This window comes from Chelativorans intermedius, assembly GCF_025398255.1.
Lineage (GTDB): Bacteria > Pseudomonadota > Alphaproteobacteria > Rhizobiales > Rhizobiaceae > Chelativorans > Chelativorans intermedius.
Window position 1 is genome coordinate 266,421 of the sequence record NZ_JAODNW010000003.1, and the last position, 17,769, is coordinate 284,189.

General features: G+C 65.8%; 16 protein-coding genes. 14 read left to right on the forward strand and 2 right to left on the reverse strand.

Annotation, left to right across the window (positions count from 1 at the left end; translation table 11 throughout):
* Positions 1-520: 520 nt before the first annotated feature.
* The 7 genes from NYR58_RS05240 to NYR58_RS05270 all read left to right on the forward strand — a co-directional run bounded on the left by NYR58_RS05240 (position 521) and on the right by NYR58_RS05270 (position 8,770).
* A complete protein-coding gene (locus NYR58_RS05240; RefSeq protein ID WP_261519421.1) occupies positions 521-2,470 on the forward strand; it encodes a PrkA family serine protein kinase in 1,950 nt (649 codons plus the stop codon).
* A 25-nt stretch (positions 2,471-2,495) separates the two neighbouring features.
* Positions 2,496-3,806: a YeaH/YhbH family protein gene (locus tag NYR58_RS05245; RefSeq protein WP_261519422.1), complete on the forward strand. Its 1,311-nt coding sequence runs from the start codon at positions 2,496-2,498 to the stop codon at positions 3,804-3,806.
* 15 nt (positions 3,807-3,821) lie between these two features.
* On the forward strand, positions 3,822-5,375 hold the full coding sequence (locus NYR58_RS05250; RefSeq protein ID WP_261519423.1) for a SpoVR family protein: 1,554 nt from the start codon (positions 3,822-3,824) through the stop codon (positions 5,373-5,375).
* Between the two features lie 94 nt (positions 5,376-5,469).
* Positions 5,470-6,480: a TRAP transporter substrate-binding protein DctP gene (dctP, locus tag NYR58_RS05255; RefSeq protein WP_261519424.1), complete on the forward strand. Its 1,011-nt coding sequence runs from the start codon at positions 5,470-5,472 to the stop codon at positions 6,478-6,480.
* Complete coding sequence (locus tag NYR58_RS05260; RefSeq protein ID WP_261519425.1) at positions 6,480-7,010, forward strand: TRAP transporter small permease; 531 nt, start codon at positions 6,480-6,482, stop codon at positions 7,008-7,010. The genes dctP and NYR58_RS05260 overlap by 1 nt, the downstream gene beginning before the upstream one ends.
* A 48-nt stretch (positions 7,011-7,058) precedes the next feature.
* Positions 7,059-8,348 (forward strand): TRAP transporter large permease, encoded by a 1,290-nt coding sequence (locus NYR58_RS05265; RefSeq protein WP_261519426.1) that lies wholly within the window; start codon positions 7,059-7,061, stop codon positions 8,346-8,348.
* 11 nt (positions 8,349-8,359) lie between these two features.
* Positions 8,360-8,770 carry an OsmC family protein gene (locus tag NYR58_RS05270; protein WP_261519427.1) on the forward strand — a complete coding sequence of 137 codons (411 nt, stop codon included), beginning with the start codon at positions 8,360-8,362 and terminating at the stop codon, positions 8,768-8,770.
* 9 nt (positions 8,771-8,779) lie between these two features.
* Here the strand turns inward: NYR58_RS05270 and NYR58_RS05275 are convergent, their stop codons facing one another.
* Complete coding sequence (locus tag NYR58_RS05275; protein ID WP_261519428.1) at positions 8,780-9,148, reverse strand: cupin domain-containing protein; 369 nt, start codon at positions 9,146-9,148, stop codon at positions 8,780-8,782.
* A gap of 258 nt (positions 9,149-9,406) precedes the next feature.
* Here NYR58_RS05275 and NYR58_RS05280 point away from each other — a divergent pair, with 258 nt between their 5' ends.
* From NYR58_RS05280 to NYR58_RS05310, 7 genes are read left to right on the forward strand one after another with little or no spacing between them, the layout of a single operon-like run.
* Positions 9,407-10,408: a BMP family ABC transporter substrate-binding protein gene (locus NYR58_RS05280; protein ID WP_261519429.1), complete on the forward strand. Its 1,002-nt coding sequence runs from the start codon at positions 9,407-9,409 to the stop codon at positions 10,406-10,408.
* Between the two features lie 55 nt (positions 10,409-10,463).
* The gene (locus NYR58_RS05285) at positions 10,464-11,990 is read left to right on the forward strand and encodes an ABC transporter ATP-binding protein (protein WP_261519430.1); all 1,527 of its coding nucleotides are present in this window, start codon (positions 10,464-10,466) and stop codon (positions 11,988-11,990) included.
* Positions 11,987-13,057, forward strand: coding sequence for an ABC transporter permease (locus NYR58_RS05290; RefSeq protein WP_261519431.1), 1,071 nt, complete (start codon positions 11,987-11,989; stop codon positions 13,055-13,057). The genes NYR58_RS05285 and NYR58_RS05290 overlap by 4 nt, the downstream gene beginning before the upstream one ends.
* Positions 13,050-13,967, forward strand: a complete 918-nt coding sequence (locus tag NYR58_RS05295; protein ID WP_261519432.1) for an ABC transporter permease — start codon at positions 13,050-13,052, stop codon at positions 13,965-13,967. Before NYR58_RS05290 ends, NYR58_RS05295 begins: the two co-directional genes overlap by 8 nt.
* Positions 13,964-15,280, forward strand: a complete 1,317-nt coding sequence (locus tag NYR58_RS05300; RefSeq protein WP_261519433.1) for an amidohydrolase family protein — start codon at positions 13,964-13,966, stop codon at positions 15,278-15,280. Before NYR58_RS05295 ends, NYR58_RS05300 begins: the two co-directional genes overlap by 4 nt.
* 22 nt (positions 15,281-15,302) lie before the next feature.
* Positions 15,303-16,148, forward strand: coding sequence for a purine-nucleoside phosphorylase (locus tag NYR58_RS05305; RefSeq protein ID WP_261519434.1), 846 nt, complete (start codon positions 15,303-15,305; stop codon positions 16,146-16,148).
* A 3-nt stretch (positions 16,149-16,151) separates the two neighbouring features.
* A complete protein-coding gene (locus NYR58_RS05310) occupies positions 16,152-16,943 on the forward strand; it encodes an SDR family NAD(P)-dependent oxidoreductase (protein ID WP_261519435.1) in 792 nt (263 codons plus the stop codon).
* A 27-nt stretch (positions 16,944-16,970) separates the two neighbouring features.
* On the opposite strand, the gene NYR58_RS05315 is transcribed toward NYR58_RS05310, so the two are convergent.
* Positions 16,971-17,561: a hypothetical protein gene (locus NYR58_RS05315; RefSeq protein ID WP_261519436.1), complete on the reverse strand. Its 591-nt coding sequence runs from the start codon at positions 17,559-17,561 to the stop codon at positions 16,971-16,973.
* Between the last annotated feature and the right edge of the window lie 208 nt (positions 17,562-17,769).

Below are 17,769 nucleotides of genomic sequence, written 5' to 3' on the forward strand. Positions count from 1 at the left end.
CGTCAAGAACGCGCCGAATGGCGACCGGCTCCCGCAATCGTGATCGGGCAGCGCGCCGGACCGTGCGTATACTGGACCGTGCGAGCCGAGAGATTCGCCGCTTCGCATGCCCCTTCGACGGGGCTTCGGGCGGCGTTTGCGGCGATCGCATCGTGCGCAGCGCCGCTTCGCGGTGGGGCGGGCGGAGCGTTGCGTACGCACGGGCGCTTTGCCGTCTTCCGTGCAAATTCCTCAATCAAATCCGCAAAATGACGGTGGCGGGTGCGGGTATCGTGCGGTATCGTGATCAAGTGCCGTCGCACCTGAAAAACTGCCGTGGCGTACATACATAAGAGGAAGGCGACGGCGAGGCGCACCCGGTGCCGCAGTCGGGCCGCAAGGTGCGCGGTAAGAGCCTTGGTTGCGTAAGTCGCGTCAGTTCCTGCCAGGAACCTTCGATGGCGAGACACCGTTCAGCCAATGCGGGAACCGACAGGCAGAGTGCAAATGACCGCCAACAGTCCTGTCACGAGAGAGAGCGATGCACAGGAGAGAATCTGAAGTTTTCGATCTCTTTTCCGAGATCTACACCAGCGCCAAGCGCGAGGAGATGAGCCTGCAGGAATATCTCCTTGCCTGCCGCGACGACCCCTCCATGTATGCCACCGCCGCCGAGCGCATGGTGGATGCAATCGGCGAACCCACTCTTGTCGACACCAGCGCGGACGAACGCCTGGGCCGTATCTTCGCCAATCGGACGATCAAGATCTATCCCGCCTTCTCCGACTTCTACGGCATGGAGGACACGATCGAACGCATCGTGGGCTACTTCCGCTATGCCGCCCAGGGCCTGGAGGAGCGCAAGCAGATCCTCTATCTGCTGGGCCCGGTGGGGGGCGGCAAGTCCTCGCTCGCCGAACGGCTGAAGAAGCTGATGGAGGAGCGCCCGATCTACACGCTGGCGATCGACGGCCAGATCAGCCCCGTCTTCGAATCGCCGCTGGGGCTCTTCCACCCCGAGCGCATGGCCGATCTGCTGGAGGACAAGTACGGCATTTCGCGCCGTCGCCTGACGGGTCTCATCTCGCCCTGGGCGACCAAGCGGCTGGACGAGATCGGCGGCGACATCTCCAGGTTCTCGGTCGTCAAGCTCATGCCCTCGCGCCTGCGCCAGATCGGCATTGCCAAGACGGAGCCGGGCGACGAGAACAACCAGGACGTCTCCGCCCTGGTGGGCAAGGTGGATATCCGCCAGCTCGAACATTACAACCAGTCCGATCCCGACGCCTACTCCTACAGCGGCGGGCTGAACCGCACCACGCAGGGGTTGCTGGAATTCGTGGAGATGTTCAAGGCGCCGATCAAGGTGCTGCATCCCCTGCTCACCGCCACCCAGGAGGGCAACTACAACGGCACGGAGAATTTCGGTGCCTTCCCCTATCAGGGCATCGTGCTTGCCCATTCCAACGAATCGGAGTGGCTGCAGTTCAAGAACAACAAGAACAACGAGGCCTTCCTCGACCGCATCCTGGTGGTGAAGGTGCCCTACTGCCTGCGGGTGACGGAGGAGAAGCAGATCTACGAAAAGCTTCTGCGCGAGAGCGAGCTGGTCCACAACCCTTGCGCGCCGGAGGTGCTCGAGATCCTGAGCCGCTTCACCGTCTCCACGCGGCTTGCCGAGCACGAGAACTCCTCGCTCTACACCAAGATGCGCGTCTATGACGGCGAGAACCTGAAGGATGTGGACCCGAAGGCGAAGTCCGTGCAGGAATATCGCGATGCCGCCGGCGTGGACGAGGGCATGACCGGGGTTTCCACCCGTTTCGCCTTCAAGGTGCTGTCGGAGACCTTCAACTACGACACCAAGGAAGTTGCCGCCGATCCGGTGCACCTCATGTATGTGCTGGAGCAGGCCATCCGGCGCGAACAGTTTCCGAAGGAGCAGGAGACGGCCTATCTCGACTTCATCAAGTCCGAGCTGGCCCCGCGCTATGCGGAGTTCATCGGCCACGAGATCCAGAAGGCCTATCTGGAATCCTACAGCGAGTATGGGCAGAACCTGTTCGACCGCTACATCGCCTATGCCGATGCGTGGCTGGAGGATCAGGATTTCAAGGATCCCGATACCGGGCAGATCCTCAATCGCGAGATCCTCGACAGCGAGCTGTCGCAGATCGAGAAGCCTGCCGGCATCGCCAATCCGAAGGATTTCCGCAACGAGGTGGTCAAGTTCACCCTGCGCGCGCGGGCCAAGAACCACGGGCGCAATCCTTCGTGGACGAGCTACGAGAAGCTGCGGGAGGTGATCGAGAAGCGCATGTTCGGGCAGGTCGAGGACCTTCTGCCCGTCATCAGCTTCGGCACCAAGAAGGACAGCCAAACGGAGAAGCAGCACGCGGAGTTCGTCAGCCGCATGGTCGAACGCGGCTATACCGAGCGCCAGGTGCGCCGGCTGGTCGACTGGTACATGCGCGTGAACAAGGCGGGCTGAGGACACGGGACCTGCGGGGCCACCCATGCCGAATTTCATTGATCGCCGCCTCAACCCGAAGGACAAGAGCCTCGGCAACCGGCGGCGTTTCCTGAAGCGGGCGCGGGAGGAGCTGAAGCGCAACATCAAGGAGCGCATCCGGTCCGGCAAGATCGCCGATGCCGATGCCCGCCACGCCGTGCCGATGCCGCAGGACGGGACGAGCGAACCATCCTTCCAGCATGCCAGGGCGAGCGGGCGGAGGGACTATGTGCTGCCCGGAAACCGGGAGTACGCGCCGGGCGACCGCATTCCCAAGCCGCCGGCGGGCGCCGGCGGCAACGGCTCGCGCGCCGGCATCGGCGAGGCGGAGGACGATTTCCGCTTCGTGCTGTCGCGCGAGGAGGTGCTCGACCTGTTCTTCGAGGACCTCGAACTGCCCGACATGGTGAAGCTCTCCTTGAAGGAGGCGGTGGCCTTCAAGCCGCGCCGCGCCGGATACACGACGTCCGGCACGCCCACCAATGTCAACGTCACGCGCACCATGCGCAACAGCTATGGCCGCCGTTTGGCACTTCGCCGCCCGCGGCAGGAGGAGATCGAGGCACTTGCCCGGCAGATCGAGGAACTCGAGGCAAAGCCGGGCACGCCGGATAGGCGCACGCGCCTCGAAGCGCTGCGTGCCGAGCTCGACCGGCTGCAGCGCCGGCGCCGGCTGGTGCCCTTCGTCGATCCGGTGGACATCCGTTTCAACCGCTTCGAGCCGCAGCCCCTGCCGAACGCGAATGCTGTGATGTTCTGCCTCATGGATGTTTCCAGCTCCATGGGCGAGCGCGAAAAGGATCTGGCCAAGCGCTTCTTCGTGCTGCTGCACCTCTTTCTCAAGCGGCGCTACGAGCGCATCGACATCGTCTTCATCCGCCACACGCACGAGGCCGGCGAGGTGGACGAGGAGACCTTCTTCTACTCCACCCAGAGCGGCGGCACGGTGGTCTCCACGGCGCTTGAGGAGATGCTGTCCATCATCCGCAAGCGCTATCCTTCCCGCGAGTGGAACATCTATGCCGCCCAGGCTTCCGACGGCGACAACATCGCCGGCGATTCGGAGCGCTGCGCCTCGCTTCTCACACAGGAGGTGATGCGGCTGTGCCAGTACTATGCCTATGTGGAGATCATCGACGAGCGCGAGACCGAGATTTTCGGCGCCACCGACAACGGAACCTCGCTGTGGCGCGCCTACCGCACGGTGGGCGAGTCGTGGCCGAACTTCCAGATGGCGCGGATCGCCCGGCCGGCGGACATCTATCCGGTCTTCCGCAAGCTCTTTGCCAGGCAGCCCGGCAGCCAGATGCGCTAGGCGAGGAGGGCCGATATGACGGAAAAGGGTGTGTCCTCCTCCGGCCTGTTGTTTTCGGGTTCTGACTGGAATTTCGAGACGCTGGCCCGCCTCTACGACGCGATCGCCGAGATCGCGCTCGAGGAGCTGAAACTCGACATCTATCCCAACCAGCTCGAGATCATCTCTTCGGAGCAGATGCTGGACGCCTATTCTTCCATCGGCATGCCGCTGATGTACCAGCACTGGTCCTTCGGCAAGCGCTTCGCCTTCGAGGAGCATCTCTATCGCAAGGGCTATCGCGGGCTGGCCTATGAGCTGGTCATCAACTCCAATCCCTGCATCACCTATCTGATGGAGGAGAACACCGCGGCCATGCAGGCCCTGGTGACGGCGCACGCCGCCTTCGGCCACAACCATTTCTTCAAGAACAACTACATGTTCCAGCGGTGGACCGATGCCGGCGCCATTCTCAGCTACATGGACTTCGCCAAGAAATATGTCGCCCGCTGCGAGGAGCGATATGGCACCTCCGCGGTGGAGGCAATCCTCGATTCGGCCCACGCGCTGATGGATCAGGGTGTGTTCCGCTATCGCCGCCCGCCGCGTCTTTCCTCCGAGAAGGAGCGGGAGCGGGTGCGCGAGCGGCTGGACTATGAGGCCCAGACCTACAGCGACCTGTGGCGCACCCTGCCCAGGAAGAAGACCGAGGGAGGATCGGAGGAGCGCGACCGCGAGGTGCGCGAGCGCAAACGCAATCTCCATCTGCCGGAGGAGAACCTGCTCTATTTCCTGGAAAAGAACAGCCTCATCCTGGAGCCCTGGCAGCGCGAGCTTCTGCGCATCGTGCGGGTGATCGCGCAGTATTTCTATCCCCAGCGCCAGACCAAGGTGATGAACGAGGGTTGCGCCACCTTCGTCCACCACACGATCATGAACCGCCTCTACGACAAGGGAAAGATCAGCGAAGGCGCGATGCTGGAGATCCTGCAGAGCCACTCGAACGTGATCTTCCAGCCCGGTTTCGACGATCCGCGCTTTTCGGGGCTCAACCCCTATGCGCTGGGCTTTGCCATGATGAAGGACATCGAGCGCATCTGCACCGAGCCGACGCCCGAGGATCGCGACTGGTTTCCCGATATTGCCGGCAGCGGCAACTGGCGCGAGACCCTGCTCGACGCGTGGGCGAACCACCGCGACGAATCCTTCATCCTGCAATATCTGAGCCCCGCCGTGATCCGCCGTTTCCGGCTGTTCCAGCTCGCCGACGATGCCGGTACCCCCTATTGCGAGGTGGCAGCCATCCACAACGAGCGCGGTTACGAGGCGATCCGGTCCGCGCTTGCGCGCAGCTACGACATCGGCATCATCCAGCCGGACGTGCAGGTGGTGGACGTCGATCTTCTGGGCGACCGCCACCTGAAGCTTCAGCACAGGGTGCGGAACGGCGTGCTTCTTGAGGAGGCGACCCGCGACGCCACGCTGCGCCATGTGCGCCGCCTGTGGGGATATGAGGTCAGCCTCGAAGGCATCGACGCGGTGACGGGCGAACGCCTCTACGAGCGCTCGACCAGGCAGGTGGGGACATAGGCCGCGGCGTTGATGCCGAAAACCGGCTTCCACTTTTCGGCGCGCCGCTTTAGCTTGCCTGCAATCCACCCCGAATCCGAACAGGAGGGCTCCCATGCTCCGCATTCTTTCCCACATCTCCGCAGCCCTCCTCGGCGCCAGCCTGCTCGCCGGCGCGGCCCATGCCGAGGAATGGCGGTTCAACAACGGTCTGCCGGAAGGCCGCAACGAATCGAAGCAGCTCGACCAGTTCGCCGAGGATGTCGCCCGGCTGAGCGAGGGCAGCCTCACCATCAAGGTCTTCCATGGCGGCTCGCTCAACCTCAAGGACAGCGACGTCCTGCGCTGGCTGCCGCGCGGCGCGGTGGAGATGGGCCTCGTGTGGGCGAACTATGTGGGGCGCGACGCGCCGGCTCTCAATGCCGTATTGATACAGGGCTCGGTGGGCAGTTCCGAAGAGCTGATCGAGGTGCTGCCAGAGATTCAGGACATCTATCGCCAGGAGCTTGACGAGTGGGGCGTCGTCACTGCGGGCTTCATGGCGCTGCCGCTGCTGAAGGCCTCCATCTTCTGCCGCGATGCGCCCGTGCGCACCCTCGAAGAGCTCAAGACCAAGAAGCTGCGCGTGTGGAGCAACGACCAGGTGGAGACCTTCCGCCGCCTGGGCGTGTCGGCGCAAATCGTCGGCCAGAACGAGCTCTATGTGGCGCTGCGCACCGGCGTGGTGGATTGCGCGGTCTATCCGGCGCTCTTCGCCCACACGATCTCGCTGCAGGAGGTGACGGATTACGCCGCCTATCTCTACCCCATCGCCAGCGTGCCCTATGTGCTGGGCGCCAATCCGGATGCCTGGGAGAGGCTGACGGAGGAACAGCGGCAGGCCGTCACCCAAGCGGCCGAGCAGCTGTGGGCGCGTACCAACGAATACAGCCAGGCCGAGGAGAACGAGCAGGCGGCCCGCGCCGCGCTGAAGGAGCAGGGGGTCGAGTTCCTGGAGCCCTTCTCCGAGGAAGACCGCGCTGCCTTCCTCGAAGCGGCTTCCCAGACCTGGAAGGAGATGGCGGAGGAAGCGGGCGGCAATGCGCCCGAATACCGCCAGCGCATCCTTGACACGCTCGGGCGCTGATGGCGGGCGAACCGTCGTCTTATGGCGGGCTGGCGGCTGCTGCGCAGGCGGTCGAGCGGCTGCTTTCGCCGCTTCTGGTCGGTCTTGCCGTCCTGGCGACGGCGGCCGGCGCGGCCATCGTCGCCCTGGTCGGCGTCAGCGTGGCGATGCGCTATCTCGCCAATGCGCCGCTCTACTACACCGAGGAGCTGGTGGGTCTTCTCATGACGGCGGCCTTCTTCCTGGCGCTGCCGCTGGTCACGCTCAGGGCTGAGCATGTGCGCGTCACCATCCTGGTGGCCAACCTGCCGCCGGCCATGCGGCGGGCGGCGGGCCTTCTGGCCGGCCTCTTCGGGGTCGTCTTCTGCCTGTGGTTCTTCGCGCTGTGCCTGCCCTGGCTGGAGTTTGCCTTTTCGCGCAACCTCAAGTCCGAGGTGGCGCGCCTGCTGCTCTATCCGTGGATGGCGCTTCTGCCCCTCTCGCTGATGCTTTCCGCACTTGCCTTCGCCGTGCGCGCGCTGGCAGGCCGGCGCAACGGGGTGGGAACCTGAGGCAGCCGCGCAAGGCGGCGGGGAAATCCGAAAAACGGAGTGTCGTTCATGTTCTGGGGGTTCTTGCTCGGCGGGCTCGGCGTGTTCGCCGGATCGGGGCTGGCGCTCGGTGCGGCCCTCGGGCTTACCGGCTTTCTCATCCTGCATTTCGTGGCCGGCGGCGCCACCTTCGTGGCGGTCGATGCGGTGTGGAACGTCTTCAACGCCTTCACGCTGAGCGCCATTCCGCTGTTCATCATCCTTGGGGAGGTGATGCTGCGCAGCGGCATGAGCGAGCGTATCTACAGCGCGCTGACGCCGCTTTTCCAGCGCGTGCCGGGCGGCCTGCTGCACACCAATATTGCCGTGTGCACCGTGTTCGGCGCCGTCAGCGGGTCGAGCCTCTCGACGGCGGCGGCCGTCGGCTCCGTCGCCTATCCGGAAATGACGGCACGCGGCTATGACCGCGGCATGGTGGTGGGCTCGCTGGCCGGCGGCGGCACGCTGGGGCTGCTCATCCCGCCTTCGCTGTCGCTGCTGATCTATGGCGCGCTGACGGAGACCTCGATCGGCCGGCTGTTCATCGCGGGCATCGTGCCGGGCCTCATGATTGCCGGCCTGTTCATGGTCTACATCTTCCTGCGCTGTCTGGCCAAGCCGGGTCTGGCGCCGAAGGAGACAGCGCGGGTGCGCCCCCTTCGCATCCTGCTCGACCTTCTGGGCCTTTGGCCGTTTCTCCTGCTCATCCTCACCATCATGGGCAGCATCGCCTACGGTTTTGCAACGCCTACGGAGGCCGCCGGCATCGGCGTGCTCGCCACCATCGTCGTGGCGCGCGCCTGGGGCAGGCTCACGCTCGCCATGCTGGCGGAGAGTTTCTATCGCGCCATGCTGCTCTATGCCGCGATCGCCTTCGTGGTGATGGGTGCCACCATCCTGGCCCAGGCGGTCAGCCTGCTCGGCGTGCCGCAGGCCATTCTGGAGACGGTGAGGGCGGCCGACCTGCCGCCGCTTGCGGTGCTTGCCCTCGTGGTGGCGATCTATCTGGTGCTTGGATGCTTCTTCGACGGCCTGTCGCTGATGATCATGACGCTGCCCATCGTCTTTCCGCTGATGACCGGGCTCGGTTTCGATGCGGTGTGGCTCGGCGTCATCATCACCGTCCTGATCGAGATCGGCCAGGTGACGCCGCCGGTAGGGCTCAACCTCTCCGTCCTCGTGTCCGTTGCCAGGGAAGAGGTGACGCTGGGACGGGCTGCCTATGCGGCCGCGCCGTACTGGATGATCCTGCTTCTGGGCGTTGCAATTCTGACCGCCGCACCCCAGCTAGCTCTCTACCTGCCCGCAAAGCTGATGTGAAGGAGCACGCGATGGCCTTGAGACTGAAGCCGAAGACCTATGGGCCGCTTGCCGCACGGCTGGAGGCGGGGCGCGTTACGGTCGAGACCGCGCCTGCCCAGAGCGTGACCATCGCCTCGCCGCCGGTCGAGGACGCGGCCTCGCCGGTGGACTTTCTGGTGGCCGCGGTCGCCTCATGCCTTGCCATCTCGCTCGCCGCGGCTGCACAGGGCATGAAGCTCGATGTCGGGCACATTGCCGTCTCCGCGAAGGCGGAAAGGGCGCTCGACCTGCCGAGCCGCGTCGCCGGCATCGAGGCTGTGGTCACATTCGAGCGCAAGCCGCAGGACGAGGAAACGGCCAGGCAGCTTCTTCGCCGCGGCAAGGAGATGTGCACGGTCAGCAATTCGCTGAACGCGCCGGTGGCGCTATCGCTCGCCTGACGTGGCGGGCTATTCCTCCAGATTCACATAGCTCTGGGGCTGGAAGCGCGGCGTGCACAGGCAGTAGAACTCCAGGTCGTCCTCGCCCGTATTGGTGATGCGCTGGGCCGCATCCGCCGGGATGATGGCCTGATCGCCGGCCCGAAGGGTCTGGCGCTCACCGTCGATCTCCACCACGCCCTGGCCCTTGCGCACGATGTAGCGCTCGCAGACGCCCGCAAGCTTGTGAAGCTGGGTTGTCACGCCGGGCTCTACCCGGGCAAGGGCAAGCGAGGCTTCCGGTGAAGCGGGCGTGTTCAGAAGCTCGGTGATGAAACACCGCTCCTCGGTCCAGAATTCCGGCTTGCCAGTCGCGGGGACGAACCACTCGGCCTGCATTTCCACCTCGCCCGGTTGAACAATTTCAGCAAATATCAGGTCGCTTGACAATTGTTAGAAATGGCATCCTAATTTGTCAAAAGCGTACAGCCGGGCTTGCGAAGCAGCGCCGTTTTCCGTTGCATGGTGCCGGTCGGCTCCGACAGTCCGAATGCATGTCCGCCTTGCGGCACCGGACGTGCCTCCAATGCCGATCCGCCTTGTCTGCCGGTCGCCTTCGGGCGCTGCCGGCGCGAGGGTGAACAGGGAGATGACCGAATGAAGTTCTTGAAAGCACTTCTCGTTGCCGGGCTGGCAGGCGCGGCGGGAGCGGCGTCCGCGCAGGAGGACAGGCTTTTCGTCTATGTCTCGCCGGACCCCATCGGCGTCAACGCCTTCCTGCAGATGGGTCGGGAGGGCATCGAGGCAGCAGGGGAGAAGTTCGGCGCCGAGGTGCGCACCTATGAAAGCCGCACGGCCGCCGACAGGCTTGAAAACGTGAATGCGGCCGTGAACGAGGGTGCGGACATCGTGGTGCTGCTCGGTTTCGAGTTCAACGATATCGTGCGCCAGGTGGCACCCACGGCGCCCGACATCCAGTTCCTCATCGTCGACCAGTGCATCGAAGACCGGCCGGAGAACGTTCACTGCGCGGTCTTCCGCGAGTATGAGGCAAGCTATCTCATGGGTGTCGCCGCCGGCATGCTCACCGAATCGGGCAAGGTGGGCGTGGTCGGCGCGCTCGATATTCCCTTTCTGCACCGCTACACCGATGGCTATGCGCAGGGTGTGAAATCGGTGGCGCCCGATGCGGCGGTCGATGTGCGCTGGGTGGGCGGCGAGAATCCGTTTTCGGATCCGGTGCGCGCCAAGGAGCAGGCCTTGGCCATGCATTCTGCCGGCTCCGATCTCATCTTCACCGCCACCTCGGGCGGCGATTTCGGCGTCTTCGAGGCAGCGCAGGAGAACGATTTCCTGGTCTTCTCGGTGGACATCAATCAGTGTCCGCAAGCGCCCGGCCATGTGGTGGACGTGACGTTGAAACGGGTGGACACGGCCATGCTGCAGGCGATCGAGGCCATTCTCGGGGGCGAGCATGTGATGATGTCCCTCGGCCTGAAGGAGGGCGGCATGTCGGCCATGGCGCTGGAAAAGGACGCTCTGGCCGACAGCCAGTGCGTGGTCGCCGAGCATCCCGAGGTCGTCGAGAAGATGCGCAGCGTGGCCGCCAGCATCGCCGACGGCTCGCTGGTGCTCGAAGACCCGATGTTCGCCCAGTGAGGGCGCCGGCTGGTACAGCAGGAAGCGCGGCCGCCGGGCGCGCGCCGGAGGGCTGATGCCCATGCGCGTGGCGCTTTGTGGCATCACCGTCCGTTTCGGCGCGCTGACCGCGGTGGAGGACGTTTCGCTGGCCATCGAGCCGGGCGAGGTGCACGCTGTCGTTGGCGAGAACGGGGCGGGCAAGACCACACTCATGAACGTGCTGTTCGGCCTTGTGGCGCCGCAGGCGGGCGCCATCCGCCTCGACGGGCAGGACAGGCGCTGGACCTCGCCACAGGATGCGATCCGCCACGGCCTGGGGATGGTGCACCAGCACTTCATGCTGCAGGAGTCGATGAGTGTTCTCGAAAACATCGTCCTGTGCGCGGAGCCTGCTGGCCGCTTTGGCCTCGTGGATTTTTCCGCCGCGCGGAGCCGGCTTCGCCGGATCGCCGAGCAGCACGGCATCTCCCTCGCCCTCGACCGCCCGGTGGCCCGCCTCTCCGTCGGGGAGCGGCAAGTGGTGGAGGTGCTGAAGATGCTCTACCGGCAGGCGGAGGTGCTGATCCTCGACGAGCCCACCTCGGTTCTGACCCCGCAGGAAAAGGACCGGCTTTTCGCCACGCTGCGCAGCTTCCGGACCGCCGGCAAGGCCATCGTGCTCATTACCCACAAGCTCGACGAGGTGATGGAACTGGCCGACCGGGTGAGCGTCATGCGGGCGGGCCGGCTCGTGTGGTCGGGGCGGTTGTCGCAAACCAGCAAGGAGGAGATCGCGCGCGGCATCGTCGGCGGCGCGCTGCCGCCGGCGCGCCAGCGCGCGGTGCGGACCCCGGGAGAGCCGGTGCTTGCCGTGCGCGACCTCGAGGTGGCGGGTCGCAGCGGCGCGGTCGGACCCCTGTCGCTGCGCGTGCACGCGGGAGAGATCGTCGGCATCGCCGGCGTTGCCGGCAACGGCCAGGGGGAGCTCATCCAGGCGATCACCGGGCTCGCACCGGCGCTTTCCGGGGAGATTGCGCTTTGCGGTCGGCCGGTGACGCATCTCGACGTCGAACGGCGAAGGCGGCTCGGCATGAGCTACATTCCCGAGGACCGCCAGCGCATGGGGCTGGCCCTTGGCGCCACGGTCAGCGAGAACGCCAATGCCGGGCGCGACGACCGCCGGGCCTTCACTCGCGGCCCCTTTCTCGATCGCGCGGCGATGGCGCGCTTTGCCAGCGGGCTCATCGAGCGCTTTCGCATTCGCGTCGGCGGGCCGTCAGCGCTTGCCGCCACCATGTCCGGCGGCAACAAGCAGAAGCTGGTGGTCGGGCGGGAGCTGGCACGCAACACGCCGCTGGTCATCGCGGAGAACCCGACCTGGGGCGTGGACATCGGCGCCATCGACTTCATCCACGGGGAGCTGATGAGGATGCGCGACGAGGGCCATGCCGTGCTGCTTGTCTCCACCGAGCTCGACGAGGTGATGGCCCTGTCGGACCGCATTCTGGTGATGTATGCGGGCGCCATTGCCGGCGAGGTGGCGGGCACGGAGGCCGACCGCGAGACCATAGGCCGGATGATGACCTCGCGCGCCCACCAGGCGCTGCCGGAGGTGGCATGAGGACCCTTCGGGAAAGCGCGGTGCTGCGCGAAGCGGTCTCCTGGGGGGTGGCGCTCGCCTGGATCGCGGGCGTGCTGTTCCTTCTCATGGCGCTTGTCGGCGCGCCCTTCGGCGAGGCGCTGTCCGCCTTTCTGCAGAATGCCTTTGGCGGACGACGCCTTTCCTATCTCATGGCAACGCTCAGCCGCGCCGCGCTGATTGCCGGCATGGCGGTGTCCGTCATGCTGAGCTTCCGCGCCGGACTGTTCAACATCGGCGGGGAAGGCCAGCTCGTCGCCGGCGGGCTGGTGGCGGCGCTGGCTGCCCTTTTCCTGCCCGGCCCGCCGCTTTTCGTGCTTGGCGCCTCCATCCTGGCGGCCATGGTGGCGGGGGCGGGCTGGGCGCTTCTGGCCGGTCTCCTGCAGCTTCACCTGGGTGTACCGCTGCTGGTGGGCTCGCTCCTGCTCAACTATCCCATCCGCTACATCGCCTCCTATCTCGTCGCGCATCCGTTTCGCGACGTGCAGTCGGGCATGGTGCAATCCCATCTGGTGCCGCAGGCTACCTGGCTTCCCTATTTTCCGGGCACGCGGCTCGACATCGGCATCCTGTTCATCGCGGCAGCAAGCCTTTTTGCGATCATCTACAGCCATTTCACCCTGCATGGCTATCATGCCCGCATGAACGGCCTGTCGCCGGCCTTCGCACGCACCGTGGGCCTGCCGGTCGGAAAGCTGACCCTGCAGACCCTTGCCATGAGCGGGGCGATCGCCGGGCTGGTGGGGGCCGTCGCCGTCTTCGGTGTCCATCACCGCTATATCGACGGCATGCTGGTGCAGCCGCTCTATGCCTGGACCGGCATCATCGCCGTGCTTCTGGTGGGCATGATTCCCTGGGCGGTGCCGCTTTCGGGCCTGTTCTTCGCGGCCATCCAGACTGGGGCGGCAGGCATGGAGCGCTCGGCCGGCGTGCCCAAGGAAATCGCGCTCGTCATGCAGGCGGTCATCATCCTGTTCGTGGCCAGCCGCGTGTCCGGCGCGCTCGTCGCCTCCTCCGAACGCAGGGCAGGGGGAGGCGAGGGTGCTTGAGCTTCTGTTCGATCCCTCCTTCGCGGCCTCGGTGCCGCGCTTCGTCACCCCGATCCTGCTTGCGGCACTCGGCGGTGCGCTGTGCGAGCGGGCCGGCGTTTTCAACATCGCGCTTGAGGGGTTCCTGCTCATGGGGGCCTTTGCAGCCGTCGTCGGCTCCTATTTCTCGGGGTCGCCGTGGCTTGGCGCGCTGGCGGCGATGCTGGGCGGCGTTGCGATGGGCCTCGTCTTCGCCGAGTTCAACCTGCGCCGCGGCGGCGATCCCATCGTCGTGTCGATCGCCATCAACATTCTGGCCGCCGGGCTTACCACCTATCTGCTGCGTGCCATCTTCGATGCCATGGGCGCCTTCAGCGATCCGGCGATTGCGGGTTTCGGGCCGGTTTCGATCCCCGGTCTTGGCTGGCTGCCGGTGCTGGGGCCGGTGTTCGGCGGCCAGTCGCCGCTGTTCTATCTGGCGCTCGTCGCCGTGCCTGTGGCAAGCCTCTTCTTTGCCCGCCACCGCCTCGGCCTGCGCATTCGCGCGGCGGGCGAAAACCCGGCGGGGCTGGTGGCCGGTGGCGTGAGCCCGCGGCGCGTGCGGCTCTATGCGCTGATGGGCTGCGGCGCGTTGTGCGGGCTGGGCGGGGCGCAGCTTTCCATCGCCAATGTCAATCTCTTCGTGGAGAACATGAGCGCCGGGCGCGGCTGGATTGCCGTGGTTGCCGTGCTTTTGACGCGCGGGCGGCCCTGGCCCTTGTTGCTTATCGCCTTCATCTTCGGCACGGTGGACAGCCTGTCGTTCCGCGTGCAGGGGCTGGGTATGCCGCAGCAATTCACGGATATGATGCCCTATCTGGCAACGCTTGCGGTGCTGATCACCCTGTCCTGGTGGCGTCGCGGGCGGACAGCGAACGGAGGAGCGCCATGACGGATCTGGTCATCAGGAATGCGACGGTGGTGACATGCGATCCCGCTGGCACGGTGATCGCCGATGGCGGCGTGGCGGTGCGCGACGGCCGCATCGAGCAGGTCGCTGCGAGCGTCGAGCTGGAAGCGGCAGCGGCAGGCGCCCGGCGCCTGGTGGACGGCAAGGGCCACATCCTGATGCCGGGCCTTATCAACACCCATTGCCACGCCGGCGACAGCCTGTTTCGCGGCCTGGTGGAGGATCTGCCGCTGGAGCCTTGGCTGCAGACGGTGTGGAAGGCGGAAGGGGCGATCCTCAACCCCGAGACCTGCTATCTGGGCAGCGTTCTGGGCTTTGCCGAGCTTCTGCTGTCGGGCGTCACCACGGTGATGGACATGTTCTGGTACCCGGAAGAGACGGTGCGCGCGGCGCGCACGGTGGGAATGCGCGTTTCGACCGGCGGCATCTTCTTCGACCCGCCGGGGGTGACGGGCGACAATCTCAAGGGCCGGATCGCCGCCGCCGAGCGCTTCTTCGAGATGTTTTCGGATGCCGAGGACGTGTTCCCTGCCGTGCTGCCGCACGGCGCCTATACGGTGGCGCCGGAAAATCTGAAGACGGCCAAGCAGCTTGCCGAACGCCACGGCGCGCTTTTCAGCACCCATGCGGCGGAAACCCGTGCCGAGCAGGCCGATGTGACGGGCCGCTATGGCCGTTCCGTCATCCGCCATCTTGACGATCTGGGCCTGCTCGACGAGCGAACGCTGCTCGCCCACTGCGTGCATCTCGACGACGAGGAGATCCAGATTCTGGCCCGCACCGGCGCGACTGCCGTGCACAATCCGGTCTCCAATCTCAAGCTCGCCTCCGGCTTTGCGCGGGTGCCGGAGATGCTCGCCGCCGGTGTTCGGGTCACATTGGGTACGGACGGCGCCATCAGCGGCAACGATCTCGACATGTGGATGGCGCTGCGCCTTGCCGCCACCCTGCACAAGGCGGTGACCGGAAAGGCCGATGCCGTCTCCACCGCACAGGCTCTCGCCATGATGACCTCGGCGGGCGCGGAAGCGCTAGGCGCGGCCGGGCGCATCGGCAGCCTGGAGGCGGGCAAGCTCGCCGACATGATCCTGATCGACGTGAAGCGTCCGCACGCCGTGCCGATGTTCGATCCCGTCACCCATCTCGTCTATTCAACCGCCAGGTCCGACGTGCGCCACGTCTTCTTGAGTGGCGAGCAGGTGGTGCGCGACGGCGCGCTCACCCGCCATGCCATCGGCCAGACCATCGAGGCCGTCGAACGGCTGAAGCCCCGGATTGCGGCGAGCATCGCCTGAGTGAAGCGCAACGAGGAACCGTATGAAAGAAAGCCAGCTTTCCCGTCTCGAGCGGGCCCATGCCTCGATCAAGAACCGCGTCGGCGCCTCCTGCGAGGTGGCCCTCATGCTGGGCTCGGGCCTGGGCCATCTGGCCGATGTCGTGGAAGGGGCGACCATCATCCCCTATCAGGAAATCGACGGCTTTCCCGTCTCCACCGCGCCTGGCCACAAGGGGCAGCTCGTCATCGGCCGGCTTTACGGTCGCCGCGTCGTCGTCATGCAGGGGCGGCTGCACCTTTTCGAGGGCTGGTCGCCGCGCGACATCGCGCTCGCCGTCTATCTGCTCAGGCGGCTGGGTGCTGCAACGCTGGTGGTGACCAACGCCGCCGGCGGGCTCAACCCCGACTATCAGGCCGGCGATGTGATGCTGATCGAGGATCATCTGAACTTCACGGGCCACAATCCGCTGCGCGGGGAGAACGAGGAAGCGCTCGGCCTGCGCTTTCCCGACATGTCGCGGGCCTATGATCCCGAGCTTCGCCGCATGGCGGAAAGGGCGGCGCAGCGCGCCGGCGTCGCGCTGCACCATGGCGTCTATGCGGGCGTGCTCGGCCCTTCGCTCGAAACCTCTGCCGAGCGTCGCTTCCTGCGCTCGGCGGGCGGCGATGCGGTGGGCATGTCCACCGTGACCGAAGTGATCGCCGCCAACCATGCAAGCCTGCCCGTGGTCGGTTTCTCGGCCATCACCAACCAGGCGACCGGCGGGCCGGACCAGCAGCCCGATACGGTGGAGGAGATCTTCGCCCACGCCGCCATCTGCGGCCGTAAGATCGCCGCCGTTCTCTCCGAGCTTCTGCCCGATCTGCCGGGCGGCAAGGAGGGGTGAAGGATGGCGGCCAACGCTCCCCCCGTTGACCGCCTGCTCGATCTGTCCGGCCGCGTGGTGATCGTGACGGGGGCGAGCGGCGGCATCGGCGCGGGCATCGCCCGGCGGCTGGCCGAGGCGGGCGCCGGCGTTCTCTGCCACTACCATGGAAACCAGGCCGCGGCGGAAGAGCTTGCCGCACAGATCGTGCAGGCAGGCGGCCGGGCCGCAGCCCACCGGGCGGACCTTGCCGAGGAAGCGGAGGCGGAGGCGCTGGTGCGCGGGGCGGTGGCGCGCTTCGGCCGTCTCGACGCCGTCGTCAACAATGCCGGCTGGCAGCCGGTGGCGCCGCTGGGAGAGATCTCGCAGGCAAGCTGGGAGCGGATGATGGCGGTCAATGCCGGCGGCCCCTTCCTGCTTACACGCATCTTCGCGCGCCATGCGCGCGCGGCGGGCACCGGCGGTGCGGTGGTCAACATCGCCTCCATCGAGAACGGGAGGCCGATTTCGGGCCACGCTCACTACGCTGCCTCGAAGGCTGCGCTTGTGACGTTTACCAAGGCGGCGGCGCTGGAGCTCGGGCCGCTGGGCGTCCGCGTCAATGCCATCTCGCCGGGTCTCGTCCACCGCAAGGGCATCGAGGAAGACTGGCCGCAGGGCGTGGCCGGCTGGAAGAAGGCCGCTCCCCTCGGCCGGCTCGGACAGCCCGAGGATGTGGCCGATGCCGTTCTCTTCCTTCTCAGCGATGCCGCACGCTGGATCACCGGCATCGAGCTGGTGGTCGATGGCGGCGTCAGTGCGCAACCCGGCTGGTGAGACTTTATGCCTTGCGGTCCCCGCCGTTCAGCGGGGTGCGCCGAACAGAAGGGCGACCCAGAGCACCTCATAGGCGATGCTGAGCGTCACCATCAAGAGGTGGAACCGGCGGTTGGCCGTGCGCATCGCAAGCAGGCATAGGATGAAGAACAGTGGCGTGAAGACCAGGATGTCAAGGCGATAGCGTTCGAAATGCTTGGCGCCTTTGATCGAGGTGTCGACGATGTCGAGCACAAGGCTGAGTGCGAGCAGGCCGAAGAACCATTTGCGCCGGTTGAGGAAGAAGTCCTCGTAACTGGCATATTCGCGGATGTTGTCGGGAAAGAGCAGAACGCTCATCAGGAAGAGCACCACCGTGTAGACGACGAGGAAGAAGAAGACGCCGAACGACCAGTCCCGAACACCGTAGAGCGCCATCTCACACCACCAGAAGTGCACGAGCATGAGAAGTATCGCGCCCACCCACGCCAGATGGATGGTGGACATCTCTTCGCGTGAGGGGTGCTGGACGAAACGGGCCACCCCGGCGAGCAGCCGGGTGATGCCCATACCGACGATGACCCCCATGATGACGCGGACATGCGGGAAGATCTCCACGCCGCTCAGCTCATTGTCCATCGCATACCGCTGCGACTGGTGTCATGGAATGTCTCCGGCTTTCGCGTGGCAGCGTGTCTGCTTCAGGCGCAAATGGGGTTCAATCCCGGGCATTTTCCGGCAAAAGAAAGCCCCGGCCTTGCGCCGGGGCTCAGACCGCTGACAAACCCCTGGCTTTGGCCGGGGGTTTTTGATTCACTGGGTCATGTTGAAGCGACCCGCCCCTGAA

What these genes read in the sequence shown, in the direction of transcription:
- dctP (WP_261519424.1), top strand. Translation starts at nt 5,470, where the DNA reads ATGCTCCGCATTCTTTCCCACATCTCCGCAGCCCTCCTCGGCGCCAGC.
- NYR58_RS05305 (WP_261519434.1), top strand. Translation starts at nt 15,303, where the DNA reads ATGAAAGAAAGCCAGCTTTCCCGTCTCGAGCGGGCCCATGCCTCGATC.
- NYR58_RS05250 (WP_261519423.1), top strand. Translation starts at nt 3,822, where the DNA reads ATGACGGAAAAGGGTGTGTCCTCCTCCGGCCTGTTGTTTTCGGGTTCT.
- NYR58_RS05290 (WP_261519431.1), top strand. Translation starts at nt 11,987, where the DNA reads ATGAGGACCCTTCGGGAAAGCGCGGTGCTGCGCGAAGCGGTCTCCTGG.
- NYR58_RS05270 (WP_261519427.1), top strand. Translation starts at nt 8,360, where the DNA reads ATGGCCTTGAGACTGAAGCCGAAGACCTATGGGCCGCTTGCCGCACGG.
- NYR58_RS05300 (WP_261519433.1), top strand. Translation starts at nt 13,964, where the DNA reads ATGACGGATCTGGTCATCAGGAATGCGACGGTGGTGACATGCGATCCC.
- NYR58_RS05285 (WP_261519430.1), top strand. Translation starts at nt 10,464, where the DNA reads ATGCCCATGCGCGTGGCGCTTTGTGGCATCACCGTCCGTTTCGGCGCG.
- NYR58_RS05315 (WP_261519436.1), bottom strand. Translation starts at nt 17,561, where the DNA reads ATGGACAATGAGCTGAGCGGCGTGGAGATCTTCCCGCATGTCCGCGTC.
- NYR58_RS05310 (WP_261519435.1), top strand. Translation starts at nt 16,152, where the DNA reads ATGGCGGCCAACGCTCCCCCCGTTGACCGCCTGCTCGATCTGTCCGGC.
- NYR58_RS05260 (WP_261519425.1), top strand. Translation starts at nt 6,480, where the DNA reads ATGGCGGGCGAACCGTCGTCTTATGGCGGGCTGGCGGCTGCTGCGCAG.
- NYR58_RS05265 (WP_261519426.1), top strand. Translation starts at nt 7,059, where the DNA reads ATGTTCTGGGGGTTCTTGCTCGGCGGGCTCGGCGTGTTCGCCGGATCG.
- NYR58_RS05280 (WP_261519429.1), top strand. Translation starts at nt 9,407, where the DNA reads ATGAAGTTCTTGAAAGCACTTCTCGTTGCCGGGCTGGCAGGCGCGGCG.
- NYR58_RS05245 (WP_261519422.1), top strand. Translation starts at nt 2,496, where the DNA reads ATGCCGAATTTCATTGATCGCCGCCTCAACCCGAAGGACAAGAGCCTC.
- NYR58_RS05275 (WP_261519428.1), bottom strand. Translation starts at nt 9,148, where the DNA reads ATGCAGGCCGAGTGGTTCGTCCCCGCGACTGGCAAGCCGGAATTCTGG.
- NYR58_RS05240 (WP_261519421.1), top strand. Translation starts at nt 521, where the DNA reads ATGCACAGGAGAGAATCTGAAGTTTTCGATCTCTTTTCCGAGATCTAC.